This window comes from Bradyrhizobium sp. BWC-3-1 (assembly GCF_032917965.1).
GTDB classification, from domain to species: Bacteria; Pseudomonadota; Alphaproteobacteria; order Rhizobiales; family Xanthobacteraceae; genus Bradyrhizobium; species Bradyrhizobium canariense_D.
The window spans coordinates 3982760-4008268 of record NZ_CP136625.1; the positions used below are offsets into that span (position 1 = coordinate 3982760).

24 protein-coding genes, 1 tRNA gene and 1 pseudogene are annotated in these 25509 nt (G+C 64.1%); 17 read left to right on the top strand and 9 right to left on the bottom strand.

Annotated elements, in window-relative coordinates; genetic code table 11:
- Position 1 precedes the first annotated feature (1 nt).
- Complete coding sequence (locus tag RX329_RS19260) at positions 2-1228, bottom strand: c-type cytochrome (RefSeq protein ID WP_018456493.1); 1227 nt, start codon at positions 1226-1228, stop codon at positions 2-4.
- 279 nt (positions 1229-1507) lie between these two features.
- Here RX329_RS19260 and RX329_RS19265 point away from each other — a divergent pair, with 279 nt between their 5' ends.
- The 9 genes from RX329_RS19265 (at position 1508) to RX329_RS19305 (ending at position 14669) form a co-directional block, all read left to right on the top strand.
- Positions 1508-4999 carry an indolepyruvate ferredoxin oxidoreductase family protein gene (locus tag RX329_RS19265; RefSeq protein WP_085360841.1) on the top strand — a complete coding sequence of 1164 codons (3492 nt, stop codon included), beginning with the start codon at positions 1508-1510 and terminating at the stop codon, positions 4997-4999.
- A 404-nt stretch (positions 5000-5403) separates the two neighbouring features.
- Positions 5404-6561, top strand: coding sequence for a thiolase domain-containing protein (locus RX329_RS19270; RefSeq protein ID WP_085360843.1), 1158 nt, complete (start codon positions 5404-5406; stop codon positions 6559-6561).
- Positions 6561-6950 carry a Zn-ribbon domain-containing OB-fold protein gene (locus tag RX329_RS19275; protein WP_085360844.1) on the top strand — a complete coding sequence of 130 codons (390 nt, stop codon included), beginning with the start codon at positions 6561-6563 and terminating at the stop codon, positions 6948-6950. Before RX329_RS19270 ends, RX329_RS19275 begins: the two co-directional genes overlap by 1 nt.
- A 208-nt stretch (positions 6951-7158) precedes the next feature.
- Positions 7159-8019 (top strand): MaoC family dehydratase, encoded by an 861-nt coding sequence (locus RX329_RS19280; protein ID WP_085395590.1) that lies wholly within the window; start codon positions 7159-7161, stop codon positions 8017-8019.
- Positions 8020-8169: 150 nt separating this feature from the next.
- A complete protein-coding gene (locus tag RX329_RS19285; protein ID WP_018455294.1) occupies positions 8170-9048 on the top strand; it encodes an SDR family oxidoreductase in 879 nt (292 codons plus the stop codon).
- A gap of 28 nt (positions 9049-9076) precedes the next feature.
- Complete coding sequence (locus tag RX329_RS19290; protein WP_085395591.1) at positions 9077-10030, top strand: dihydrodipicolinate synthase family protein; 954 nt, start codon at positions 9077-9079, stop codon at positions 10028-10030.
- Between the two features lie 4 nt (positions 10031-10034).
- The gene (locus tag RX329_RS19295; RefSeq protein ID WP_247455484.1) at positions 10035-10850 is read left to right on the top strand and encodes an NUDIX hydrolase; all 816 of its coding nucleotides are present in this window, start codon (positions 10035-10037) and stop codon (positions 10848-10850) included.
- 80 nt (positions 10851-10930) lie between these two features.
- Positions 10931-11857, top strand: coding sequence for a DMT family transporter (locus tag RX329_RS19300; RefSeq protein ID WP_317246329.1), 927 nt, complete (start codon positions 10931-10933; stop codon positions 11855-11857).
- 124 nt (positions 11858-11981) lie between these two features.
- Entirely contained in the window at positions 11982-14669 is a 2688-nt protein-coding gene (locus RX329_RS19305) for a PAS domain S-box protein (RefSeq protein WP_085395593.1), read from the top strand.
- Positions 14670-14769: 100 nt separating this feature from the next.
- On the opposite strand, the gene RX329_RS19310 is transcribed toward RX329_RS19305, so the two are convergent.
- The gene (locus tag RX329_RS19310; protein WP_317246330.1) at positions 14770-15120 is read right to left on the bottom strand and encodes a GrlR family regulatory protein; all 351 of its coding nucleotides are present in this window, start codon (positions 15118-15120) and stop codon (positions 14770-14772) included.
- A 257-nt stretch (positions 15121-15377) separates the two neighbouring features.
- Here RX329_RS19310 and RX329_RS19315 point away from each other — a divergent pair, with 257 nt between their 5' ends.
- Positions 15378-15875, top strand: coding sequence for a hypothetical protein (locus RX329_RS19315; RefSeq protein WP_247370533.1), 498 nt, complete (start codon positions 15378-15380; stop codon positions 15873-15875).
- A gap of 45 nt (positions 15876-15920) precedes the next feature.
- Here the strand turns inward: RX329_RS19315 and RX329_RS19320 are convergent, their stop codons facing one another.
- Positions 15921-16304, bottom strand: a complete 384-nt coding sequence (locus RX329_RS19320; RefSeq protein ID WP_018455287.1) for a VOC family protein — start codon at positions 16302-16304, stop codon at positions 15921-15923.
- Positions 16305-16483: 179 nt separating this feature from the next.
- Here RX329_RS19320 and RX329_RS19325 point away from each other — a divergent pair, with 179 nt between their 5' ends.
- From RX329_RS19325 to RX329_RS19335, 3 genes are all read left to right on the top strand, one after another.
- Positions 16484-17053, top strand: coding sequence for a hypothetical protein (locus tag RX329_RS19325; RefSeq protein WP_085395596.1), 570 nt, complete (start codon positions 16484-16486; stop codon positions 17051-17053).
- A 159-nt stretch (positions 17054-17212) separates the two neighbouring features.
- Positions 17213-17743 carry a hypothetical protein gene (locus RX329_RS19330; protein WP_085351315.1) on the top strand — a complete coding sequence of 177 codons (531 nt, stop codon included), beginning with the start codon at positions 17213-17215 and terminating at the stop codon, positions 17741-17743.
- A 152-nt stretch (positions 17744-17895) separates the two neighbouring features.
- A tRNA-Arg gene (locus RX329_RS19335) sits at positions 17896-17972 on the top strand.
- 50 nt (positions 17973-18022) lie between these two features.
- Here the strand turns inward: RX329_RS19335 and RX329_RS19340 are convergent.
- The 3 genes from RX329_RS19340 to RX329_RS19350 all read right to left on the bottom strand — a co-directional run bounded on the left by RX329_RS19340 (position 18023) and on the right by RX329_RS19350 (position 20013).
- Positions 18023-18175, bottom strand: coding sequence for a hypothetical protein (locus tag RX329_RS19340; protein WP_018455284.1), 153 nt, complete (start codon positions 18173-18175; stop codon positions 18023-18025).
- Between the two features lie 161 nt (positions 18176-18336).
- On the bottom strand, positions 18337-19302 hold the full coding sequence (locus RX329_RS19345) for a helix-turn-helix domain-containing protein (RefSeq protein ID WP_317246331.1): 966 nt from the start codon (positions 19300-19302) through the stop codon (positions 18337-18339).
- A gap of 438 nt (positions 19303-19740) precedes the next feature.
- The gene (locus tag RX329_RS19350) at positions 19741-20013 is read right to left on the bottom strand and encodes a hypothetical protein (RefSeq protein WP_085351316.1); all 273 of its coding nucleotides are present in this window, start codon (positions 20011-20013) and stop codon (positions 19741-19743) included.
- 312 nt (positions 20014-20325) lie between these two features.
- On the opposite strand from RX329_RS19350, the pseudogene RX329_RS19355 reads away from it, so the two are divergent.
- Positions 20326-20767: pseudogene (locus RX329_RS19355) on the top strand (host attachment protein); the annotation flags it as partial.
- Positions 20768-20817: 50 nt separating this feature from the next.
- On the opposite strand, the gene RX329_RS19360 reads toward RX329_RS19355, so the two are convergent.
- Positions 20818-21084: a hypothetical protein gene (locus RX329_RS19360; protein WP_085351317.1), complete on the bottom strand. Its 267-nt coding sequence runs from the start codon at positions 21082-21084 to the stop codon at positions 20818-20820.
- Positions 21085-21373: 289 nt separating this feature from the next.
- Here RX329_RS19360 and RX329_RS19365 point away from each other — a divergent pair, with 289 nt between their 5' ends.
- From RX329_RS19365 to RX329_RS19375, 3 genes are all read left to right on the top strand, one after another.
- Positions 21374-21820, top strand: a complete 447-nt coding sequence (locus RX329_RS19365; protein ID WP_007603109.1) for a hypothetical protein — start codon at positions 21374-21376, stop codon at positions 21818-21820.
- A 102-nt stretch (positions 21821-21922) separates the two neighbouring features.
- Entirely contained in the window at positions 21923-22795 is an 873-nt protein-coding gene (locus RX329_RS19370) for a DMT family transporter (RefSeq protein WP_018455279.1), read from the top strand.
- 98 nt (positions 22796-22893) lie between these two features.
- A complete protein-coding gene (locus RX329_RS19375) occupies positions 22894-23634 on the top strand; it encodes a hypothetical protein (protein WP_085351318.1) in 741 nt (246 codons plus the stop codon).
- 62 nt (positions 23635-23696) lie between these two features.
- Here RX329_RS19375 and RX329_RS19380 read toward each other — a convergent pair whose 3' ends face one another.
- Both RX329_RS19380 and RX329_RS19385 read right to left on the bottom strand, forming a co-directional pair.
- On the bottom strand, positions 23697-24011 hold the full coding sequence (locus tag RX329_RS19380) for a hypothetical protein (RefSeq protein WP_018455277.1): 315 nt from the start codon (positions 24009-24011) through the stop codon (positions 23697-23699).
- A gap of 66 nt (positions 24012-24077) precedes the next feature.
- Positions 24078-25481, bottom strand: coding sequence for a cryptochrome/photolyase family protein (locus tag RX329_RS19385; RefSeq protein WP_245329524.1), 1404 nt, complete (start codon positions 25479-25481; stop codon positions 24078-24080).
- Between the last annotated feature and the right edge of the window lie 28 nt (positions 25482-25509).

Below are 25509 nucleotides of genomic sequence, written 5' to 3' on the forward strand. Positions count from 1 at the left end.
GCTACGGCTCCTGCTTCCGCGCCCTCGCCACCTGCGCCGGCGTCACCAGCGGCGCGGCGTTGCCCCAGGAATTGCGGATGTAGTTCGTCACCGCCGCGATCTCTGCGTCGGACAGCTGGTTGGAATAGGCCGGCATCTCCCCGGTGTTGGGCGCGCGCGGGGTCGTCACGGTGTGGGCGCCGTCGAGGATGATGCGCAAGGTCGAGGACGGATTGACCGATTGCAGCAGCGCGTTGGCGGGCAGCGGCGGATAGATGCGCGGTGCGCCGGATCCGTCGGCCTCGTGGCAGGCGATGCAGAACTTGGCGTAGATGGCCTGGCCGGCCTTCATCTCGGCATCGTCAGGCGGCGTCACGATCGTCTCACGCCGTGCCGGCGGCAGGTTCTTCAGGTAAACCGCGATCGCGCGCACATCGGCATCGCTCATCTTCGAAGTCGAATTGACGACCACCTCCGCCATCAGCCCGCTGGCATGGCTCCTGGCGTTGCGCCCGCTCTGAAGATATTCCGTGATGTCTTCGACACTCCACGATTTCAGCCCGGTGCGGGCGGCGCCATCGAGCCGTGGCGCGTACCAGCCGCCCACCTCGTTGCCCGCGAGGGCCTGCGCCTGCTTGTCCGCGCCAAAATAGTTCTTCGGCGTATGGCAGGCGCCGCAATGACCGAGCCCGGTGACGAGATAGCCGCCCCGATTCCACGCCGCGCTCTGGCTCTGGTCCGGTTCGAACAGGCCGGGTTTGAAATAGACCATGTTCCAGATCCGCATCAGGCCGCGATAGCCAAACGGCCAGCGTAGTTCCGGCGGCTTGTTGCGGCTGGTGACGGCCGCGAGCGTTCCGAGATAGGCCCGGATCGCCAGCGTGTCGTCCTTCGTCATCCGCGTGAAATAGGGGTAGGGGAACGCCGGGTAATAGTTGGAGCCGTCTGGGGCGACACCGGTGCGCACGGCGCGAGTGAAATCGGTGTCGGTCCAGGCGCCGATGCCGGTGTCGCGGTCCGGCGTCAGGTTCGGGGCATAGATCGCGCCGAATGGTGTGTCGATGCGCTTTCCGCCCGCGAACGGTTTGGCGGGATCGGCGGTGTGGCAGCCGGCACAGTCGCCGGCCTCCACCAGCGACTTGCCGTAGGCGATCAGCTCCGGTGACGGCTCGGCGGCGCCGGCCGCGCTCGCAACCGCACTGCACAACGCCAGGCCCACGAGAGCCAGGCCAGTGAGAATCGTCCGCATCGAAAGCCTCTCCTGCGACCCATCGACGCCGTCCCGGATGACGGGCGTCAATTCGTTGCGCGACGGCGGGGGTATGGTGACACAAAATGAAAATCGCGGATGCCAATGCAGCCACGAAATTGCGATTTTTACCCGGCGCTCCCTTTGGTCCAGAATTGTGATGCGGAGCGTGAAATATCCGACATAGAGTGGCGGAAATGGTCGGCGCGCCCTAGCTAAAAACAACGGGCAGGCAACGGCTTAAGCAGCCAAGCGCTCAAAAGGGCGGAAGAGGACATAATGGGCATCAACCAGGGTCCGATCAGTCTCGATCAGAAATACACCCAGGACACCGGACATATTTTCACGACGGGCATTCAGGCCCTGGTCCGGCTGCCGATGGCCCAGATCCGGCGCGACCGTGCCGCGGGATTGAACACCGCCGGCTTCATCTCCGGCTATCGCGGCTCGCCGCTCGGCGGCTATGACCAGCAGCTCTTCGCCGCGCGCAAGCATCTCGAGCAGTACAACATCAAGTTCCAGCCCGGCGTGAACGAGGATCTGGCCGCGACCGCGGTCTGGGGCTCGCAGCAGCTCAACCTCTCGCCGGGCGCCAAGTATGACGGCGTGGTCGGCATCTGGTACGGCAAGGGCCCCGGCGTCGATCGCTGCGGCGACGTCTTCCGCCACGGCAATGCCGCGGGCTCCGCCAAGAACGGCGGCGTCTTGTGTCTCGCCGGCGACGACCACGGCGCAAAATCCTCGACGGTCCCGCATCAATCCGACCACGCCTTCATGTCGGCGCTGATGCCCTATCTCTACCCGTCGAGCGTACACGAGATGATCGAGATGGGTCTTCTGGGTATCGCGATGTCGCGCTACTCGGGCTGCTGGGTCGGCATGAAGGTGATCACGGAGACGGTGGAGACCACCGCCGAGATCGACCTCACCGACGAGATGACGCCGTTCGTGATCCCGACCGATTTCGAGATGCCCGAAGGCGGCCTCAATCTGCGCTGGCCCGACGACCGCTTCGCCCAGGACCGCCGCCTGCAGGACTACAAGGGCTTTGCCGCGATCGCCTTTGCACGCGCCAACAAGGTCAATCGCGTCACCATGGACTCGCCCAACGCCCGCTACGGCATCATGGCGTCCGGCAAGAGCTACGAGGATATCCGTCAGGCGCTGCGCGAGCTCGGGATCACGCCCGAGGTCGCCGCCAAGATCGGACTTCGATTGTACAAGATCGGCATGCCGTGGCCTCTGGAGCCGGAAGGCGTCAGGCAATTCGCTGTAGGACTCGAGGAAATCTTCATCATCGAAGAGCGCCGCGAGATCGTCGAGAACCAAGTGAAGCAGGAGCTGTTCAACTGGCGCGACGATGTCCGTCCCCGCATTATCGGCAAGATGGACGATCACGACAAGCGCTTCCTTCCCTTTGCCGAAGAACTCAGCGTCGCCTCGCTGGCGAGCTCGCTGACCGAGCGGCTGCTTCGACTTGATCTCAATCCCGAAATTGCAACGATGCTGCGCGCCAAGGCCGATTGGTTCAACGGCCGCCAGGCGTCGCAAATGCAGGCGACCGCGCCTGTCGCCCGCACCCCGTATTTCTGCTCCGGCTGCCCGCACAACACCTCGACCAAGGTGCCCGAAGGCAGTCGCGCCTTTGCCGGCATCGGGTGCCACTTCATGGCACTGTGGATGGATCGCTCCACCGAGACCTTCACCCACATGGGCGGCGAGGGTGTGCCGTGGGTCGGCGTTGCCCCCTTCACAAAGGAAGAGCACGTCTTCGCCAATCTCGGCGACGGCACGTATTTCCACTCCGGCAGCCTCGCGATCCGCCAGGCGATCGCCTCCGGCGCCAACATCACCTATAAGATCCTCTACAACGACGCGACCGCGATGACCGGCGGCCAGCATGTCGACGGGGAATTGTCGCCGCAGCAGATCACCTTCCAGCTACACAGCGAAGGCATCCGCGAGATCTATCTGGTCTCAGAAAATCCCGACGCCTATCCGGCGAACGAGATCGCGCCCGGCGTCAAGACCGCGCATCGTGACGAACTCGACGCGGTCCAGAAGACCCTGCGGAAGGTCAAGGGCGCGTCCGCGATCGTGTTCGTGCAGACTTGCGCCGCCGAGAAGCGGCGCCGCCGCAAGCGCGGCACGATGGAGGATCCGGCGCGCCGTGTGCTGATCAATCCTGCAGTGTGTGAAGGCTGCGGCGATTGCTCGGTGCAATCGAACTGCATTTCGGTCGAGCCGCTCGAGACCGAGTTCGGCCGCAAGCGCGCCATCAACCAGTCGACCTGCAACAAGGATTATTCCTGCGTCAAAGGCTTTTGCCCGTCCTTCGTCACCGTCGATGGCGGCAAGATGCGCAAGCGCGCGCCGGCGGGCGTCGGCGATATCGGCGATCTGCCTGAGCCGGCATCGCGCCCCAACCTGGACAAGCCCTACAACATCGCTGTCGGCGGCGTCGGCGGGACCGGCGTGCTGACGATCGGCGCGCTGCTCGGCATGGCCGCCCATATCGAGGGCAAGGCCTCGATGATCCTCGATATGTCGGGCCTGGCGCAAAAGGGTGGGGCGGTGCTGAGCCACGTCCGCCTGTCCGATCATCCGGCCGAGGTGACCTGCTCGCGCATCGTCACGGGCACGGCGGATGTCGTGCTCGCCGCCGATGAGGTGGTCGCGGTTGCCAAGGACACCATCTCACTCTGCGACAGCAGCCGCACCCGCGGCATCATCAACAGCCACGTCATTCCCACCGCCGACTTCGTCCTCAACCGCGATTTCAACTTCCAGACCCGCAAGCTGAACGGGTTGCTGGAAACCGCGCTGCACAAGGACTCGGTATTTTTCGACTTCACCAAGCCGGCCGAACAGCTGCTCGGCGACAGCATCGCCACCAACATGATGATGATGGGCTACGCCTATCAGAAGGGCCTCTTGCCGTTGTCAGCGGAGTCGATCGAGCAGGCGATCGAGGTCAACGGCGTCTCGATCAAGATGAACAAGGAAGCCTTCCGCCTCGGCCGCCTCGCGGTCGCCGATCCCGCACGGCTTGCCGGCATGCTGAAGGGAACGGATGAGGTCGTTGCGCCCAAGTCACTGGACGCAATGACGCTCGACGAGGTCATCGAGCATCGCACCAGGCATCTCACGGCGTACCAGAACGGCCGCCTCGCGAAACGCTACCGCAAGCTGGTCGATCAGGTCAGCGACGTCGCCAGGCAGGGCGGCTATGACGAGGCGCTGACCCGCGCCGTTGCGGTCAACTACGCCAAGCTGCTGGCCTACAAGGACGAATACGAGGTCGCGCGCCTCTACACCGATGGCGCCTTCGAAAAGCAGCTCCGCGACCAGTTCGAAGGCGACTTCAAGTTCAACTTCAACCTGGCCCCGCCCATTCTGAGCAGGGGCGTCGATGCGCTCGGCCGCCCGAAGAAGCGCGCCTTCGGCCCGTGGATGCTTCCGGTGTTCCGCGTGCTGGCAAAATTCAAGTTCCTGCGCGGCACGCCGCTCGACATCTTCGGTCGCAGTGCCGACCGCAAGCTCGAGCGCGATCTGATCGCCGGCTACGAGAAGGACGTCGCCACCGTGCTCGGCCTGCTGTCGCCGCTGACGATCGATACCGCGGTGGAGCTGCTCTCGCTGCCCGACCGCATCCGCGGCTACGGCCCGGTGAAGGAGAAGGCCGTAGCAGACGCCAAGGCCCGCTACGCCCAGCTCGCCGCCGACCTCGCGAACCCGCCGCCGGCGCCGAGGCAGATCGCGGCGGAGTAGAATTTTCGTGGGGTGGACTCGCTAATCCACCCTGCAAATTCCTGTTTGAAATCAACCACCGTTCTACTGTGCATGGGGTTGTTTCCGCGAAAAAACATTTTTCGATAAAACGAAATCACTTGTGCCGTCGGGCAAAACAGCTTTAGGGTTCTGCCCGTCGTTCCCATCATTGCGAGCGCAGCGAAGCAATTCCAGAGTGCGTCCGCGGAAAGATTCCTGGATTGCTTCGCTGCGCTCGCAACGACGACTGCGGCAGCAGGGCCTTCCACCGCACCTCGGATGATGCGGCGGCCATTTGCGCCAGCCCGCTGCCCTCTCGCCCGACGGAATATTTCCGCGCTTGCCAACAGGGCGGCAGCGGTTCAGAAAAAACCGGAAGTGAGAAACGCCAGCGGAGACCTTATTTGACCATCAAGGGCAAGGCCTACATTGCCGGGATCTACGAACACCCGACCCGGCACGCGCCGGACAAATCCACCGCGCAACTCCATGCCGAGGTCGCCAAGGGCGCGATCGAGGATGCCGGGCTCAGCAAGGACGATGTCGACGGCTATTTCTGCGCGGGCGACGCCCCGGGCGGCGCCTGGCCGATGGTTGATTATCTCGGGCTGAACACCAAAAAACTCCGCCATGTCGATTCCACCGAGACCGGCGGCTGTTCCTACATCATCCATCTCGGCCATGCCGCTGAAGCGATCGCCGCGGGCAAGTGCTCGATCGCGCTGATCACGCTGGCCGGCAAGCCGCGCACCGGGGCGATGCCGCCGCGCGCGGCGGGCGCCGAGGCCGATTTCGAGACGGCTTACGGCGCGACCACGCACAATGCCTATGGCATGTGTGCCATGCGCCACATGCACGACTATGGCACCACCAGCGAGCAGCTCGCCTGGATCAAGGTCGCGGCCTCGCACCATGCGCAATACAATCCGCATGCGATGCTCAAGGACGTCGTGACCGTCGAGGACGTCCTGAACTCGCCGATGATCTCTGATCCCTTGCATCGCATGGATTGCTGCGTGGTCTCCGACGGCGGCGGCGCGCTGATCGTGACCACGCCTGAAATCGCCAAGAGCCTGAAGAAGCCTTTGGTCAAGCTGATCGGACATGGCGAGGCGATGAAGGGCCCGCGCGGCGGCAAGGATCTCGACCTCACATACTCCGCCGGCATCTGGTCCGGCCCGCGTGCCTTCGAGGAAGCCGGCATCACGCCGAAGGACATCAAATACGCCTCGATCTACGACAGCTTCACCATCACCGTCCTGATGCAGCTCGAAGACCTCGGCTTCTGCAAGAAAGGTGAGGGCGGCAAGTTCGTCGCCGACGGCAATCTGATCTCGGGCGTCGGCAAGCTGCCGTTCAACACCGATGGCGGTGGCCTCTGCAGCAACCATCCCGTCAATCGCGGCGGCATGACCAAGATCCTCGAGGCCGTGCGGCAACTGCGCGGCGAGGCGCATCCGAAGGTGCAGGTCAAGAATTGCGATCTCGCCATCGCCCACGGCACCGGCGGGCTTTTGGGTGTTCGCCACGCCGCCTCGACGGCCATTCTGGAGCGCGTGTGATGAGCGAAGCCAAGAAATATCCGGCCCCGGTGACGAACCCTGAGACAGCCGCGTTCTGGGATGCGGCCAAAGAGGGCAGGTTCATGATCAAGCGCTGCACCGCGTGCGGCGAGGCGCACTATTTCCCGCGTGCGATCTGCCCGTTCTGCTACTCCGACAAGACGGTGTGGGAGGAGTCTTCGGGCGAGGGTACGATCTACACCTACAGCTTGATGCGGAAGTCGCCGACCGGCCCTTACGCGATCGGCTACGTCACGCTGAAGGAAGGCCCATCGCTCCAGACCAATTTCGTCGATTGCGATTTGACGACGTTGAAGATCGGCCAGAAGGTGAAGGTGGTGTTCAAGCCGACCGACGGCGCGCCATTGCCGTTCTTTACGCCGGCGTAGTCGCTTTCTTCCCTTCTCCCCTTGCGGGAGAAGGTGGCGCGAAGCGCCGGATGAGGGGTCTCTCTCCACCGAGAGATTGTTCGATGCGGAGCGAACCCCTCACCCAAACGAGTTTGTTGCGAGCACCTTGGAGCCCTCTCCCGCAAGGGGAGAGGGCGCATCAATGGGCGCCGCCATTCGCTGAAACTGCCGGGAGGAAACAACAAAAATGTCCGCCAGATACAACGAACTCAAAGGCCTCAAAAACCTCGGCCAGAAATATGCCTACACCGACCGCGAAGTGATGCTCTATGCCTACGGCATTGGGCTGGGCGCCGATCCGATGGACGAGAACGAGCTCGCCTTCGTCAACGAGGGCACGCTGACGCCGCGACCGCTCAAGGTGGTGCCGACTTTTGCATCCGTCGCCGCGTGGGGCGCGGGGCCTGGCGAGATGAACCTCAACCGCGTGATGGTGGTGGACGGCGAGCGCGACATCACCTTCCACCAGCCACTGCCGGTCGCCGCGCACATCACCGCCGATTCCTCCGTGGTCGAAGTCTACGACAAGGGCAAGGACAAGGGCGTGGTCATCAGCCATCAGACCGTGCTCAAGAACGAGAAGGGCGAGAAGCTGGCAACTCTGGTCGCCTCCCGCTTCGCCCGCGGCGACGGCGGCTTTGGCGGGCCGAACCTGACCCAGCCGGATCCGCACAAGAGCCCGTCCCGCGCACCCGACACGACCATCGACATCGTGACGCGTCCCGACCAGGCGCTGGTCTATCGTCTCTGCGGCGATCGCAACCCGCTGCACTCCGACCCTGAGTTCGCGAAGAAGGCCGGCTTCCCACGTCCGATCCTGCACGGCATGTGCACGTACGGCATCACCTGCCGCGGCGTGCTCCAGACCTATGCCGATTACGACGCTTCCGCCTTCCGCCAGCACGTCGCGCGGTTCTCCTCGCCGGTCTATCCCGGCGAGACCGTGACCATGGACCTCTGGAAGGACGGCAGCGTGATCTCGTTCGAAGCCAAGGTAAAGTCGCGCGGCGTCACTGTGATCAAGAACGGCAAGACGGTGCTGGGGTGATGATGCCGCTCGACGCGCTCTGAGTTATTTCGTCATGCCCGGGCTTGTCCCGGGCATCCACGTTCTTCGCGCGGTTGGCGATCAAGTTCGTGGATGGCCGGGACAAGCCCGGCCATGACGGAGCAAAAGAACAAAACAGGGAGAGCCACCATGGGACTACTCGACGGCAAGGTTGCGCTGATCACCGGCGCGGGCGGGGGGCTCGGTGAGGCCTACGCAAAGCTGTTCGCGCGGGAAGGGGCCTCCGTCGTCGTCAACGACCTCGGTGGGCCCCGTGACGGCTCCGGCGCCGACACATCGATGGCCCAGCTCGTGGTGGATGCGATCAAGGCCGAAGGCGGCAAGGCGGTCGCCAACGGCGCCGACATCTCCACCATGGAAGGCGGCCAGTCGGTGTTCGACGACGCCATCAAGCATTTCGGCCGCGCCGACATCCTCGTCAACAATGCCGGCATTCTGCGCGACCAGACCTTCGCCAAGGCGTCTGAGTCCGACTGGGACAAGGTCATCAAGGTGCATCTGAAGGGCACCTTTTGTTGCACCATGCCGGTATTTCGCTGGATGCGGGAAAACGGCGGCGGCGTCATCGTCAACACCTCGTCGACCTCGGGCCTGATCGGCAATTTCGGCCAGAGCAATTACGGCGCGGCCAAGGGCGGCATCTGGGGCCTGTCCAACGTGCTGGCAATCGAGGGCCGCAAATACAACATCCGGATCTGGACGCTTGCGCCGGGCGCGCTGACCCGCATGACCGCAGACCTGCCCCGCTATAAGGAGAACCCCGGCGCGGCGCTGGGTCCGGACGGCATCGCGCCGGCCGTGCTATACATGGTCAGCGACTTGTCCGGTGACCAGACCGGCAAGGTGCTGGGCGTGTCCGGGCCCCGCGGCGTGCGCGAAATGCGGATGATGGAAATGGACGGCTGGAAGCCGCCGCACACGGGCTGGAAGGCCCAGGACATCGCCGATCATGCCAAGGAGATCTTCTTCTCCGAAGAGCAGATCAAGATGGGGGCGCGGCGGTTTTAGCCATCGACAGAGAGAAACAAGGACAACGATGAAACTTACCGCCGACGCCAAGGGCACCTTCGCAATCGCGCCGACGCCGTTCCACGATGACGGCCGGATCGACGAGCGCTCGATCGACCGCCTGACCGATTTCTACGAGGAGGTCGGCTGCGACGGCGTCACTGTGCTGGGCATCCTCGGTGAGGCCCCGAAGCTCGATGCCGCCGAGGCCGAACAGGTGGCGGTACGCTTCGTCAAGCGCGCCAAGAAGATGCAGGTGATCGTCGGCGTCTCCGCGCCGGGCTTTGCCACCATGCGCTCGCTGGCGAAGGCCTCGATGGATGCGGGCGCGGCCGGCGTCATGATCGCGCCGCCGCCGTCGTTGCGGACCGACGACCAGATCGTCGGCTATTACAAGCAGGCGGCCGAGGCCATCGGCCCCGACGTGCCCTGGGTGCTCCAGGACTTTCCGCTGACCTTGTCGGTGGTGTTCACCCCGGCCGTGATCCGCAAGATCGTCACCGACAATCCGAACTGCGTGATGCTCAAGCACGAGGACTGGCCGGGGCTGGAAAAGATCTCGACGCTGCGCAATTTCCAGAAGGACGGCTCGCTGCGGCCGCTTTCGATCCTCTGCGGCAATGGCGGGCTCTTTCTGGACTTCGAGATGGAGCGCGGCGCCGACGGCGCCATGACCGGCTATGCCTTCCCCGAACTCCTGATCGACGTCGTGCGGCTTTCGAAGGAAGGCAAGCGCGACGCCGCCCATGATCTGTTCGACGCGCATCTGCCGCTGATCCGCTACGAGCAGCAGCCCGGCGCGGGCCTTGCCGTGCGCAAATACGTGCTGCAGAAGCGCGGCATCATTGCCTCCAGCGCCCAGCGCAAGCCCGGCGCCACCATCACCCCGATGGCGAAGGCGGAGGTCGATTACCTGCTGTCGCGCGTCGCCCGCGTCGACAAGCGCGCCAATCTCGGCCCGCAATCCAGCGCCGCAGGTTAGTCGAATGGCCGAGGCATCAGCATCACGCCCTGCGTCGACGATCCTCCTGCTGCGCGACGGCGTGACGGTCGACGGCAAGAGCCGCGACGAAATCGAAGTCTTCATGATGGTTCGCCATCATCAGATCGAGTTCAATTCGGGCGCGCTGGTGTTTCCTGGTGGCAGCGTCGATGCCGGCGATCAGGAGATCGTCAAGCGCTCCGACCTGTATTCGGGCGGCGAGGGGCTGAGTGAAGCGGACCGCGGATTTCGAATCGCCGCGATCCGCGAGACCTTTGAGGAAAGCGGCATCCTGCTGGCGCGGTCGAAGGATTCGGACACGCCTGTTGACGCCAGGCGCGCCGGCGAAATCGCCGATGCGCATCGCGTCGCGCTCAACGAGCACAAGGTCAGCTTCCTGAGCATTCTGGCCGATAACGGGCTCCAGCTCGCGCTCGATACGCTCGTGCCTTACGCGCACTGGATCACGCCCGAGGGGATGCCAAAACGTTTCGACACATGGTTCTTCCTTGCGGCCGCGCCGCCCGACCAACTCGGCGCACATGACGGCCGGGAATCGACCGACTCGATCTGGGTCTCGCCACGCGAGGCGGTGGAGGGCGGCGAGAGCGGCCGCTTCAAGCTGCCGTTCCCGACCACGCGCAATCTGATCCGGCTCGCCAAGCAGGGCCGCGTGAGCGCCGCGCTCGAGCACGCCCGCGGCATGTCCGTCGTGACGGTGATGCCTGTTATGACCAAGACCGAAACCGGCCGTCAGCTCCGCATTCCCCGCGAGGCCGGCTATGACGGTGAGGTGTTCGAGGTCGGGGCCATCGGCTAGGACACTTCGATACAAAGCGAAGTATCGGCGAGGGCAGACGCGCTAGGTTCCGTCCCTGACAACGGGATCGAGCGCGCGACATGGACAACCGACCGGGCAATCGGGAGAACAACAACATCGCCGTCGAGCTGGCGCTGCTGCTGGCGCTCGCAACGCTCTGGGGCGGCTCCTACACCTTCATCAAGCTCGGCGTCGCCACCATTCCTCCGATCACGCTGATCGCGGCGCGCACCACGATTGCGGGCCTGCTGCTGCTCGCGATCATGTGGGCGCGGGGCATCAGGCTGCCGACGGATGTCGCGACCTGGCAACGCTTCGCCTTCCAGGCCGTGCTCAATAGCGTGATCCCCTGGACATTGATCGCCTGGGGCGAGCGCCACGTCGATGCCGCGCTTGCGACCATCCTCAACTCGGCCGGCCCGATCTTCACCTTCCTGCTCACGGCGGTCGTGACGCGTCACGAGGCGACGACACCGCGAAAGCTGGTCGGGGTGGTCGCCGGCATGGCCGGCATCCTGCTGATCGTCGGCGTCGATGCCTTCCATAATGTTGGAAGCGGCCTCGTCGCGGAGGCCGCGATCGTTGCCGCCACCATCTGCTACGCCTGCGCCGCGATCTTCGGTCGCGGCTTCAAGGGCCTCGATCCCATGGCGCCCGCGGCCGGCTCGTTGCTGGCGGGGGCGGCGGCGCTGCTCCCGGCCTCGCTCATCGTCGAGCAGCCCTGGACGCTGTCGCCCTCGCTGAGTTCCGTGCTGGCGCTGCTCGCGCTGGCGACCTTCTCGACGGCCGCGGCCTTCGTGATCTATTTCCGCCTGATCCAGACCCTGGGCTCGGTCGGCACCACCGCGCAGGCCTATCTCCGCGTGCCGATCGGAGTTGCCATCAGCGTCGCCTTCCTCGGCGAGAGCCTGAGCCGGACCGCCTGGATCGGTCTTGCCTGCGTCGTCCTCGGCGTCGCCGCCATGACTATCCCGGCGCGGCGGCCGGCCGACGTCAAAACGTCATAAAACCGGGGCCAAGGAGGCCGGCAGGGCTTCAACATTAAGGATATTCGGCGGCCAGACGCATGTTCCCCCGGGACTGCAATACGTCGTATATTGGAGCTCCAATGGCCCGGTCCACACATCACCAATGTCCGCCGAATTGACGCCGACCCCTGAGAAAAAGCGAACTTTCTCGCTCTCCATCGGCCAGCTCACGTTCGGCAGCTTCCTTCTGGTGCTGGCGGTGATCATCGTCACCTCGACCGCGAGCGTGATTGCGATCCGGCACATCGACACGACCTTCGCCGAGCTGCAGCGGCTGCAGAGCGTCGGCGACCTCGCCGAGGACATCGACCGCCGCATGAACGAGCTGCGGCTCGCCGCGCGCGACTTCGTCACCGACCCTGGCGCCGGCATCCAGTTCAAGCAGGTGGGCGAGGCGGCATCGACGCTCAGTGACATCCTGAAGAAGACCCGCATCGAGCTCGTGCCCGAGCAGCAGGATATGATCGACGGCGTCAGCGAGCGGCTTGCGACCTATCGCAGCGGCCTGGAGCGGATCTCGACCTTGATCGACCGCCGCGCCCAGCTGCTTGCCGGGCTGCCGCCGCTCCGCGACCAGTTCGACGCAGCTGTCTCCGGCACTGCGGACCGAGAGCTGGCGTCCCGCCTGTCGGAAGCGCAGAGCCGGATCGCGCTTGGGTTGCTTGCGCGCAACCCGTCCGCGGCCGAGCAGGCGGCGCAGAGCATGCGGGCGATGGGCGTCACTGATCCCAAGCTCAGATCGGCGGTCAACGAGTACGCCGAGGCGATCATCGCGGTCGCGGTCCGTGAACGGCAGATCGCCGACATCGACCGCGAGGTGCTGGGAACCGAGGGTCGGCTGATCGGCCGCGTCACCGAATTGCTGCGCGAGGTCAGCGCCCGGCGCGGTCACGTGCTGTCGCGCGACTTTGCCCGCACGCTGACGGAGGCGCGCTGGCAGAGCATCGTGCTCGGTACCGTCGGTGTGCTGATCGGCATTCTCGCGGCCGGCTTCGTGGTGCGGCGGACGGTCCGTCCGCTCGCCCAGATCGCGCGGTCGATCCGCGCGCTCGCAGCCGGCGAGAAGAACACCTCGATCCCGTCCGCCGACCTCGACAACGAGATCGGCGACATCGCGCGGGCGGCCGAAGTGTTCCGCCGTGCGCTGGAGGAAGCCGACACGGCACGCGAGGCGGCGGTGCGCGCACTGACCGAGCAACGCCTTGCCGAAGAGAGCTACCGGAAACTGTTCGAGGGCTCGGTCGACGGCATCTATGTCACGACGCCGGCCGGCGACCTCCTCAACGCCAATCCGGCGCTGGCGCGGATGATGGGCTATGACAGCCCCAAAGACCTCATCGACAGCATCAACGACATCGCCCACACCATCTACGTCAATCCCGAGGCTCGCGTCGAATATCAGCGGCTGATGGCACGCGACGGCATGGTGCGCGAGTTCGAATACCAGGTGCGCCAGCGCGGCGGCGACATCCTGTGGCTGTCCGACAGTGCCACCGGCGTCCGCGACGAGGCGGGCAACATCGTCCGCTATGAGGGCACGCTGCGCGACATTACCGACCAGAAGCGCGCGGAAGACGCCATTGCCGAAGGACGGCGCCTGCTCCAGCAGGTCATCGACACCGTGCCAGCGGTCATCAACGTCAAGGACCGCGACCTGCGCTACGTGCTGATGAACCGTTACATGGCCGGCATCTTCGGAATCGAGCCCGGCGATGCGCTCGGCCGCACCACGGCCGACCTGATGTCGCGCTACGGCGCGGCCAAGTCCGACGAGAGCGACAAGCGCGTGCTGACGCTGCGAAAGGGCCTCGGCTTCTACGAAGAGGAGTACATTGATTCTTCCGGCCACATGCGGCAATGGCTCGTCAACAAGCTGCCGTTGCTCGATGCCGAAGGCGAGATCGAGCGGATCGTCACCGTGGCGCTCGACATCGGCGAGCGCAAGCGCGGCGAGCAGGAGATGCGGAAAGCCAAGGAATCCGCCGAGACCGCGCTGCGCAATCTGCGCGAGACCCAGGCCTCGCTGATCGAGGCGGAGAAGCTGGCGGCGCTCGGGCGCCTCGTCGCCGGCGTCGCGCACGAGGTCAACAATCCCGTCGGCATCAGCCTCACGGTCGCCTCCGCGCTGGAGCGCAAGACCGCGATGTTTACCGCCGAAGTCGAACGCGGCGAGCTGCGCCGCTCCACGCTCAACGACTTTCTCCATACCAGCCGCGACGCGTCCTCGCAGCTCGTCGCCAATCTCAATCGCGCCGCGGAGCTGATCCAGTCGTTCAAGCAGGTCGCCGCCGACCGCAACTATTCGGACCAGCGCAGCTTCGATCTCGGTGACCTCACCGAGCAGGTGGTGATGAGTCTGCGGCCCGGCCTTCGCAAGCACAATCTGACGCTCAATGTCGAGTGCCAGCCTGATCTGACCATGAACAGCTATCCCGGACCCTACGGCCAGGTGCTGACCAATCTGTTTCTCAACGCGGTGGCGCACGCCTTCCCGGACGGCCGGCCGGGGACCATCGACATCCAGGTGCGCGAGTCCGGCAAGGACAATGTCGAGATCATCTTCTCCGACAATGGCTGCGGCATGTCGCTCGACGTCCGCCGCCGTGCCTTCGATCCGTTCTTCACGACGCGGCGCGATCAGGGCGGCACCGGCCTCGGGCTGCACATCGTCTACAGCATCGTCACGAACAGGCTCGGCGGACGGCTCGATCTGGATTCCGAACCGGGCAGCGGCACACGTATCCAGATCATCCTGCCGCGCGTGGCGCCGCTCGAGCAGGCCGCGGAATAGCTCACGCGTTTTCGAGCGAAGTGGATGCCGGTCCGCGTGACGAAAATGCGTCGAAACAACAATTGAGAGCTTCAGTTCTGATTTAATCAGAACCGAAGCTCTAGTCGGCCTCTGCAAGCTTATGCAGCGTCGCGCCGAAAATCTGGCTGGCCTTTCCGACCAGCGCGGTGCCCGTCATGTCCCCGCGCGTCTCCGTGAACGTGCCGCTGAGGCCGATGCCGACCGCGGCAGGCCCGCCGAACAGCGGATTGTCGTCACCCCGCGGCGAGGTGTGAGGCTGGACCAGCACCTCGCCCTTGAAGGTGTTGTCCTTCACCGTGTAGCTGCCGGTGTAATAGAGATAGGCGTCGCCGCCAAGAATCTTGCCGTCGCGAAAAAGAATCACGCCGCTGCCCTTGCCGACCCGACCATCGAGCAGGTTCACGTGAATCGAATAGAGGCCGTTCTTCATAACGTCCCGAGGCCGGCCGCCATCGCCCAATGGCGTAACCGGTGGTGCATTTATGCCAAAGGGCATGCGGCCACGCAACGCGGCAGTTTGGCCGCCGACCTTGCGAGCCTGCCCGTGAGCCGTAATTGTCCCGGCTTGTCTATGACACCGCCATGACGGTCTGATCATGAAGCGAGGCCAGTCGTTGCGAATCAAGTTGGCCCGCGAAATGCATAACCATTGTTGCACTGGCCGCGGGGTGCTGGAGCAAGACAAACGTGAGCAACTGGATCGATTCCGGCGGCGAGAAGCCGCGTCTGTACAGTGTGCGTCCCACGATTTGCGAAACACGACAACGGCGGATCGGCGGCGCAGCACGCTGGCGAACCGTGGCGAACCTAGCATGCGTCCTGGCCCTGATCGCACTCGCGGCCCCCTTCGGCCACGCGCGCGACCGCGGCCAGTTCGTCAACACCAATGCCGAATTGAAGGCCTGGTTCGACGGACTGCGAAGCGGCAAGGGGCCTTGTTGCTCCGATGCCGACGGCTCGGCGCTCTCGGACGCCGACTGGGACAGCAAGGACGGGCACTATCGGGTCCGCGTCCCGCGTTATGGCTACGTGATCGACGGCCGACCGCAGGAGCTCGTCTGGGTCGAGGTGCCCGAGGAGGCCGTGATCTCGGAGCCGAGCCGGGTGGGGCGCACCATGGTCTGGCCGATCTATGGCTACATGGGCGTCGCCGTCCGCTGCTTCATGCCCGGCAGCATGACTTGAGGCACGCCGGGCGGCAACGTCGCCCGGTGAGCGGCGCGCGCCGTGTCAGGTATATTTCTTGTCGCGCTCGAGCAGCTCGATGGAGATGCCTTCGGGGCCGCGGATGAAGCAGATGCGCACGCCGGGGCGGATCGTGGTCGGTTCGCGCGTGAAAGTGACGCCCTTGGCCTTGAGCTCGGCGGCGACGGCGTCGATGTCCTTCACCGTGAGACCGAAATGGTCGAGGCCTTGATGCGGGTGCGGCGGCGGCGGGTTGACCGCATTGTCGCCCTCGAGGGGCGCAATGAAGATCCTTGCGCCGCCGAGATTCACGTCGATCCGTCCGGGCGCTTGCACGATCTCGCCACCGAGGATGTCCCGCAACCAGGCCGCCGTGGCCTCCGGATCGGGGCTGCGCAGATGGACGTGATCCCAAGTGACGACTGGCATTTCGTGTTCTCCCGACGGATATTGATGTTGCAGCGCATGTTAGCGGGCTCGGCCCGTGACCGCCACCGCTCTTGCCGACTCGGCAGCTGCGCGGGAACCTTAGTTCGCCTTCCGGATTAAGTAAGCAGTGGCCGAATCCGTTGTCGAAACGTGCTTCCGCTGCGATCGGTGAGGCAACCATGAGCGCTGGGTTTGACCGCATCGGGTTAGGGCGTTTCGCCGGGACCGGCGAACGACTGGCGCGGGCGGTGACGATCGCGAGCGTTTCATTTGGGCGAGGCCTGCTGTGGCTGTTGGCGGCCATCATCGTCGGTTGCGGCATCTGGATGCTGCTCCCCGTCTCCAGAGGCAACAGTGCCGAACCGGTGAGGTCTGACGTGGCAGCCGTCGAGACGGCGGCTTCGCGCGATGCGGTCGCCGTGTCGCCGGCCTCCGAAGCTCAGATTCCGACAATGGCAGAACTCGGCCGGATCAGGATTTCATCTCAGACCTGGCGCCGCGGCGGCCTTGGATCGAAGGCGCTGGTGACGCTCACGCTGCGCAACGACAACGACTATGCCGTAAAGGATGTCGAGATCGTCTGCGCTTTTGCGCGGCGTGATGGCAGTCATCTCACCGACCGCACCCGCGTTCTGGCGGATCCGGTCAGCATGAAGAGCCGCAAGACTTTTGCGCGCATTCCTGTCGGCTTCGTCAACGTGAATGCCGATCAGGCGAAGTGTTCGCTTGTGGCAGCACGCCGGACCTAAGGCCGGCAGTGCCGGGTAGCGGAAAAGTTACTGTCCTGGGGGTTGGCCGAAAAACTTGGTGTCGCCATTTGAACCGAACGGCTGGGCCAGGAACTAATTAAATGATCGCCTGTTAAGGCGGAGAGCCCACGCGGGGATGCGGCGGGCGGAGCGTGGCCAATGCCCATCTTTCGGTATTTCTTCTTTGTCGGTGGAGCCTTGCTCGCACTGCTGTTCGCGGCGAACTACGTTCTGCCGACTTCGCCTGTGACGCAGTCTATCGCAACCGCAAGCAACGAACAGCCGTTGATTCGGATCCGGTCCGATCGCCACCTGCCGGAGCGTGTCGTACTCGACACCAGTCAGCCGACGCTTGCCGCCCCTGCGGCGAAGATCGCCGCCGTCGCGGCTCCCCAGCCGCCCGTGGAGAGCATGTCACCCGCTTTGGCCGAGATATCAGCCAAGGCGCGGGTCCGCGAGACGTTCGCCCAATTCACGCCGGCCGCGAAGGCCGATACCGCTGCGGTCAAGAAGACCGAGGCCAAGACGCAAATTCAGCCGCAAGTTCAGGCGCAGGCCCAGCCTCCTCAGACCCCGGCGCAGCAGCCCAAGCGCAAGGTCGCCAGAACGCATCCGGTGCCGCAGCAAGGGCGGCCGATGATGGTGATGGCGCAGCAGCCGCATTTCGGCTTCTTCAACAGCACCTGGTGAGGGCGGGTCTGACCCGTCTCGAATCGAGGCCGGAAGGGCTTTTTATTGGCCGGCCTCTCTGCTAATTCGAACCCATCCGAACGTCGCCCGGCCTGCTGGCTCGCCAGCAGCTATCTGGGGCGTCTCGGTTACGGTCCAAGATCTGGGCCAGGGCGCTCGTAGCTCAGCTGGATAGAGCATCGGATTTCGATTCCGAGGGTCGGGAGTTCGAATCTCTCCGAGCGCGCCACTTGCAGGGCCAGAGTTTTCTCGGATCTGGCGCGAGGCCGTGAGCCGCCTCTATTTGCCTTGGATCTTCAGCCCGTTGGGACCGACATTGATTTGCAGGCCATCGGGCTGCTTCTTCGTCTGGTAGAGATTGTAGCCGAGCACGGCCGCCGTGACGACCAGAGCACCGATGATCAGAAACAATACGTTGCGGCTAATAGACATTTTCTTCCTGAACCACTTGGTTGACGGCGAGAAAAACCCCGCGCGTAGGGCGCGCGGGGTGCTTCAGTGCGCTGCCGGCGCACCGCTCGGATAATGCAGCTCGAGGGAACTGGTTCCCTTTGGGCGCGCGCCGCACCGGAAAAGACTTGAGCCGTGTCTGGTCAGCCAGCCGTCGGACCGGCTTGCCGGCCCCGTGCCAGCGTGTCGGACGGCGCTTCGTGGAAGGTCGCGCGGTAAGCTGCGGCAAACTCCCCCAAATGGTGAAAGCCTTGGGCGCGCGCGCATGTGGCGACGTTGGCACCCCCGCCTTTGAGAAGGCGAGACCGCGTCGGCCACAATTTTTTCAGGCGAATGTATTGATGCAGGCTCATGCCACGCACCTTGCTGACGGCGCCGCCGAGCGTCCGGATCGAGACGCCAAACTCGCCGGCGAGATCGGCGGTATAGATCGGAGCAGTCGGATGTGCTGCGACGTAATCGTCGATCCGCTGCACGAGTTTGATCGACCGCTCGCCCTGGACGGAGGCACTCCGGTCCGAGAGCGAATCAATGCGAAACAGATCGTCGAGCGCGAGCAGCAGGCCTTCCTGGAGATGGGCGGCGACCTCGGTCGTTTCGAACAGGGCCGGCTGCACCGACGCGGTTCGCAGAATGTCGAGCAGGAGCTGCCGAATGTGGAGCAAAGCGGGGCGGTTCGCGACATAGGCCCGCAAGTCGTCCGCCTGATCGAACCAGCCCCGGTCGCTCATGCCGGGTGAGAAGATGATCATCGCATGATGATTGGTCCGGCGCTCGACGAAATGGCATTCATCGCTGCCGCGGAGCGCGATGAAGAAGCGCGTGTCCAGATCCATGCCCTTGGAATTGACCTGAAGGTCGTCCGTCATGGGCAGGATCACCATCCCCCCGGGCATCCGATAGGCGGCGTCGAGGATGCGCGCGAACGAGCGCATCATGACGATGCGGCAGCCGGGCAGGGAGACGACAGCACGAGCCGCCGCGAAATTCCGGACGTCGAGCGGAATGCTTCTCGCATCCTCCATCGACTCGATCGGCCGAAACGCATCGACGTCGGCAAAGCCGATCAATTGAAGCGCCGAGGATGGGGCGAGGGCGTCGAACAACATGCGTGCGACCGGCTGCTGCAATATGACAATCAAATGAACGTCGGAACATCGCCATCAATGGCGAAACATCGCGCTTCAGTAAACCGGATTCCGGGCCGTAGTATTGCGGACATCATGGCATGAAGCTTGGCGGATCGGTGTCGTCGTCAACGATCTCGAGTCATCGGCTGGCCGGAGGCGAGGTCGATGAAATGCAGCCGCGTGCAGGCGGGACAGGCGAAGGAGGCGAAGCTCTGTGCCTCCTGTCTCAGTTGCTTCTCCAGATGTGTCTGCACATTCATGCCCGTCTGGGGACATCGAAAAACGATCAAATCGACCATCGTCGGAGAATGACGGCGTGGCGGATTGCGTCTTTGATCTAGATCAGTTTTGGAATGACTCCAGACCAACATCCTTGATCTCGCAAAAGCGAAGGGGCCCCGAAGGGCCCCTTTAGAATCACCAGCGGCGATAGCGTGGTCCGTAATAGCGAGGGCCACCGTAAAAGCGCGGTGCATATCGGGGACCGTAATAGGGCCGCGGGGCGTAGTATCCATAGTAGTTCGGGCGCCAGAAGCAGCGTCCCCAGGCGTCACAGACCATGCGGACCTGCTCGACGTCGGAGACCTGCGGCATCGCAGGAGCAGGCGCGATGGGCATGGCAGACGCCGCCGATGATGCGACCAACGCACCCAACAGGGACGCGGCGACGAGGCCAATTCTAAGCTTCATGATGTCTTTCTCCGCTTACGCAATACAGGGATATCGAAGTTTGTTCTGATCAAATTGTGGCGGGACCGAAATGTAATGCTGATGAACAGGTCTTCAGCCCAGCCCGCCGCAGGCCTGACCTTTAGCTCCGCCAGACTATCCCAGGTTCGCGCTCTTGACCAATGCAACGCTTGCGTTGCGCTCCGCAGGACATCGCCGCCATCCTTGATCCCGCGCAATTCGTCGGTGCAGCTTCGTCCCTAAGCTTGGCGTGGTGGCCAGCTTTCGAGCATTTCGATGAGCTGGCTAGCGAGGTGGCTTTGGAGCTGTGCAATGGACCAAATGAGAATCGACAAGGGTGACTGGCTGGTCGTGTGCGACGGGCGCAAGGCGCTTATTCTGGAAAACCTCGGCGACGAGATGTTTCCGAACCTCCACACCAGGGAGGTGCACGAACAGCCCAATCCCTCGACCGGTGCGCAAGGGACCGACGCGCCGGGCAGGCTCCACGGCGCGGCCGGTAGCACGCGCAGCTCGGTGGAGCAGACTGATTGGCACGACGAGGCCGAGCGCGCCTTCCTGCGCGGCCTGGCCGGACGGCTCGATGCCGCCGTCAGCTCAGGCGAGAACCTCGGCCTTGACCATGGTGGCCTCGCCGCGTGCGCTTGGGATGATTCGCGCCGATTGTTCGGATGTGGTGCGCAAGGCACTCCAGGGCGAGGTCGGCAAGGACCTCGTCAAACTGCCGGTCTACGAGATCGAGAAGCAATTACTGCTGTCCGCGCCGCCAAATAGCGGCCCCCGCAGAGGACCCGCCTGCACCCCTCAGAAGCAGGGGTGCCGACGGCGGTCCTGGCCGACATAGGCGGCTGCGCTCTGGTAGCAATGGTTGGTCGACGAGCCGTCGTAAAAGGCGAACGTCCCGGGCGTGATGCCGGGCCCGTAATTGTGCAGATAGCTGATCGGGTAGGGCAGCGGGTTCGTGTAGTGGCGATGGTACCGGTGGTATCCCCGCGCCTCTGCGAGGCCAGGGGCAAGGATTGCGGCCGACAGGACAGCAACCGCGGCTACAAGCTTCTTCAACTTGCTCATCTCGAATCTCCGGAACCCGCACGAATAGGTCAGCCGTTTATAGCCAGTTCGGGCGGCCGGAACACCCGTCTGCAGCCCGGAAATCGACGCCAATCCCGCAGATTCCGGGGTGGGTGTGACAGAATTGCCGGTTCTGTGGTCCGGACTTGCCCATTTTTGGCCTTTTCGAGATGCTTAACGAATTCCCCACACAAGTATGACCAAAGAGAATTAGCTCAAGACTCCTGTTGCCGGCTTCTCGGGGTTCATAGACCGGTCCATTCCTGAAGGCTTTCGCCGTCACCTCGCCATGCGCATCACGCTTCTGAGCCTGCTGTTGCTCTCGGTCGTCGCCGCCACGCCGGCGCGGGCCGAGCTGCATATTACCCGCGACCACGGCGGCTATGTCGAGGAGTACAAGGCCAAGTACAAGCGCGTCCGCGAGAAGGGCGAACGCGTCATCATCGACGGCATCTGCAACTCGGCCTGCACCCTGGTGCTCGGCATCGTGCCGATGAACAAGATCTGCGTGACGCCGCGCGCCAGCCTCGGCTTCCACCAGGCTTACTACGACAAGGCCTTCACTTTCGGCATCAAGGTCACCAGCGCGGAGGGGACGTCCGACCTGATGGCCTACTACCCCGACACGGTGAAGGACTGGATTCGCCGCAATGGCGGGCTCACCACCGACATGAAAAAGATCAAGAACGGCGTCGAGCTCTGGAAGATCATCGATCCCTGTCCGGACGAATGGTGAGCCGCTGAGCCGTCCGGTCCGTCGCAGCGCAGCATCGCCCGGACGAAATTGGCCGAAATTCGCATTGCCGCATCGGCCCCCTGTGAGGCAATGAGGTCGGCAATGAACCACAATCAAGAAGCCCTGGCCGCCCGCGCCGCGCCGATCCTGTTCGTCCTGCTCTGGAGCACGGGCTTCATCGGCACCAAATACGTCGTCAACAATGCCGATCCCTTGACCTACCTCGCCATCCGCATGGCGTTCGTGGTCGGTCTGATGGCGATCATCGTCGCGATCGCGCGACCGAAATGGCCGGATCGTATCGGCATCGCGCACAGCGCAGTCGCGGGCATTCTCGTCCATGGCTTCTATCTCGGCGGCACCGCAATCGCGATCGCTCACTCGATTCCGGCCGGGCTGTCCGCGCTCATTCCGGGCCTTCAGCCGATCCTGACCTCGACCATCGCCAACCGCTGGCTCGGGGAGAAGGTGACGCCGGTGCAATGGGCGGGGCTCGTGCTTGGCCTCGGCGGCGTGGTGCTGATCCTGCACGGCCGTCCCATGACCGGCGAAGCCGGGCTCGGCTGGCTCGCCTCGGTGGTCTCGCTGATCAGCATCACGCTCGGCACGCTCTATCAGCGCCGCTACTGCAACCACATCGACTGGCGCGCCGGCAATCTCGTGCAGTACGTGTCCGTCACGATCTTCTTCGCGATCGGCGCGTTCCTGTTCGAGGACCGCGTGGTGCACTGGACGCGCGAGTTCATGCTCGCGCTGGCCTGGCTCGCCGTGGCGCTCTCGATCGGGTCGATCGGGCTGCTGTACTGGCTGATCCGCCACGCCGCCGCCACGTCTGTTGCAAGCCTGTTCTATCTGGTGCCCGCCGTGACGGCGCTGATGGCTTATCTGCTGTTCGGAGAAAAGCTCGATGCGCTGGCGATCGCGGGCATGGTGATGTGCGCGGCCGCGGTGTTCGTGGTCAACCGACGCTTCTAGGGCCGGCGGGCCAAGCCGCTCGAATACATCCCTGACGTGCGCGGCGCGTTCGTGCTAGGGTCGGCGCATTTCAGTGCCCCTTTCACAGGTGATTTTCCATGAAGAAGGCGAGACGCGCATTGCTTGGCAGGTCCCTGAAGCCAGTCCGGATTGCCTGCATTAATTATGCAGAGGAGATGATGAGCGAGCAGGTGATGGCGCGGCTCACGGCCGCGCTGCAGAAATGCTATGACGAGCACTTCCTGCCGGTCTGGGGCTACCCCGTCGATCTCGACGTTACCCGCAAGCCGAAGCCCACTGACTGGCAGTTGGTCTATTTCGACGATGCGACCCACAAGAATTTCCTCGGGCGGCATGAATTGACGCATCGGGGACAGCCGATCTCGAAGATCTTCCTCAAGGCGCTGTCCAAGGACGATCCGGTCAGTCTGGCAGCCTCGCATGAGCTGTTCGAGATGGTGCTCGACCCTATGGCCAATCTGTGGGCCGACAAGACCCGGCACACCCAATACGCCTACGAGGTCTGCGACGCAGTGGAAGAGGACGCCTTCGTCGTCAACGATCTCCCGATGTCGAACTTCGTTTATCCGTCCTGGTTCGAACCCTTCAAGCATCCCCGCGGCACGAAGTTCGACCACATGGGATTGCTCAAGGAGCCGTTCTCGATGACCGAGGGCGGCTACGTCATCAAAAAGGTGAACGGCAGGAGATTGATCAAGCAGTTCGGCTCGCCCGAGAAGCGCCGGCGCTTCAACGCCGAGGACCGGCGCGGCCATCGCAGCGAATTTCGCGATCCGCAAGGCGAGCATCACCCGGGCCGGCGCGCAGCCAAGCGGTGAGGGTAGGGTATCGCTGGAGCCGTCTCCGGGCGCGTCCGCCCCCGGAGACTTGAGCGTTGCGATCAGCGCTTGGCCTTCGTGGCCTTCTTTTTCGACTTGGCAGCTTTCTTGGTGGCCTTCTTTGCTGTTTTCTTGGCCGCCTTCTTCGACGACTTCTTTGCAGCTTTCTTCGAAGTCTTCTTGGTGGCCTTCGAAGTTTTCTTCGGAGCCTTCTTGGCTTTCTTCTTGGACGCCTTCTTCGGCGCTACCTTCTTCGCAGCCTTCTTGGCGGCTTTCCTGACCTGCTTCACCGCAGTGACAGCGGCGTCCTTGGTCGCTTCCACGGCGGTGGTGATCGTGTCCATCGCCTGTTCGGTGATCGGCTTGTCGTCGTCCATATCGTCCCCCACGGTTTGCATGGAGCGGTGACGATAGCGCGTTTCATAATTGTGTCAAAGCAACGCTCAACCTTTGCGGATCTTTGCGTAGGCGGTGAGCGCGCGCTCTCGTCCCTTGGCATGATCGACGATCGGATGCGGATAGCTCTTGCCGAGCGTGACGCCGGCGCTCGCAAGCTCGATCGGTGTCGCCTGCCAGGGCTGATGGATCAGCTCGGGTGGCACATCCTTCAACTCGGGCACCCAGCGTCGCACATAGGCTCCATCCGGGTCGAACCTCTCGCCCTGGAGCACCGGATTGAACACGCGGAAATAAGGCGCCGCGTCGGCGCCGCAGCCGGCGACCCACTGCCAGTTGGCGGGATTGCTGCCGGCATCCGCATCGACCAGCGTGTCCCAGAACCAGCTTTCGCCGTCGCGCCAGTCGATCAGGAGGTGCTTGACCAGGAACGAGGCGACGACCATTCGCACCCGGTTGTGCATCACGCCAGTGTGCCAGAGCTCGCGCAGGCCGGCGTCGACGATGGGATAGCCGGTGCGGCCGCGCTGCCAGGCGGAGAGCGCCTTGGCGTCGGGCTTCCATGGGAAGCCGTCGAAATTCGCTTGCAGGTTTTCGGTTGCAAGATTGGGGTGGTCGTGCAGCAGGTGCCGGCAGAACTCACGCCAGCCGAGCTCGCTCAGGAACTTGTCGACGCCGGGTCCGATCGCGGGATTTTCCGCCGCGGCGAACCGCGCGGCGTGCCAGACCTGGCGCGGGCTGAGCTCGCCGAACCTCAAATGCGGTGACAGGCGTGAGGTGCCCTCTCGGTCCGGGCGGTCGCGATCGCCGACATAGCCTTGTGCGGTGTGCTTGAGGAAGTCGCGCAGGCGAGCGCGGGCGGAAGCTTCGCCCGGGGTCCATGTCTCGCGCAGGCCGCCGGCCCAATCTGGCTTGCCAGGCTCGAGCTTCCAGGTCTCCAGCGTGTCACTGGCGACCGTCGGCGCAGGACGCAGGTCCTTCGGCGCCGGCAGGGGCTTTGGCGGATCGCCGAGCGCCAGCACGCGCCGCCAGAATGGCGTGAACACGCGCAAGCCGCGGCCTTCCTTGTTGCGGATTACCGCGGGCGGAACGAGCAGGTCGCCGGGGAAACATTGCGAGTCCACGCCGATCTTTGCCAGCGCGGATTCGAGCTGCCGCTCAATCGCCTGATGCGGCGCCTGTGCGATCCCGTTCCAGTGGACCGTGCGGGCTCCGCTCTCACGCGCCACCTCCGCGATCACCCTGGCTGCCGGCCCCTTGCGCAGGATCAGCGATCCGCCGCGGGTGGCAATGTCCGCGCCGAGCGCCCGCAGTGACTGCGCCAGCCACCAACGCGCCGCGGCGCCCGGCGCTCGCCCGGCCGCATCGTCCAGCACATAGAGGCAGATCACCGGCGCGCCGGTCTTCGCAGCGTTCTTGGCGGCAGCGCGGAGGGCGGGGTGGTCGGACAGGCGGAGGTCGTCGCGAAACCAGACGATG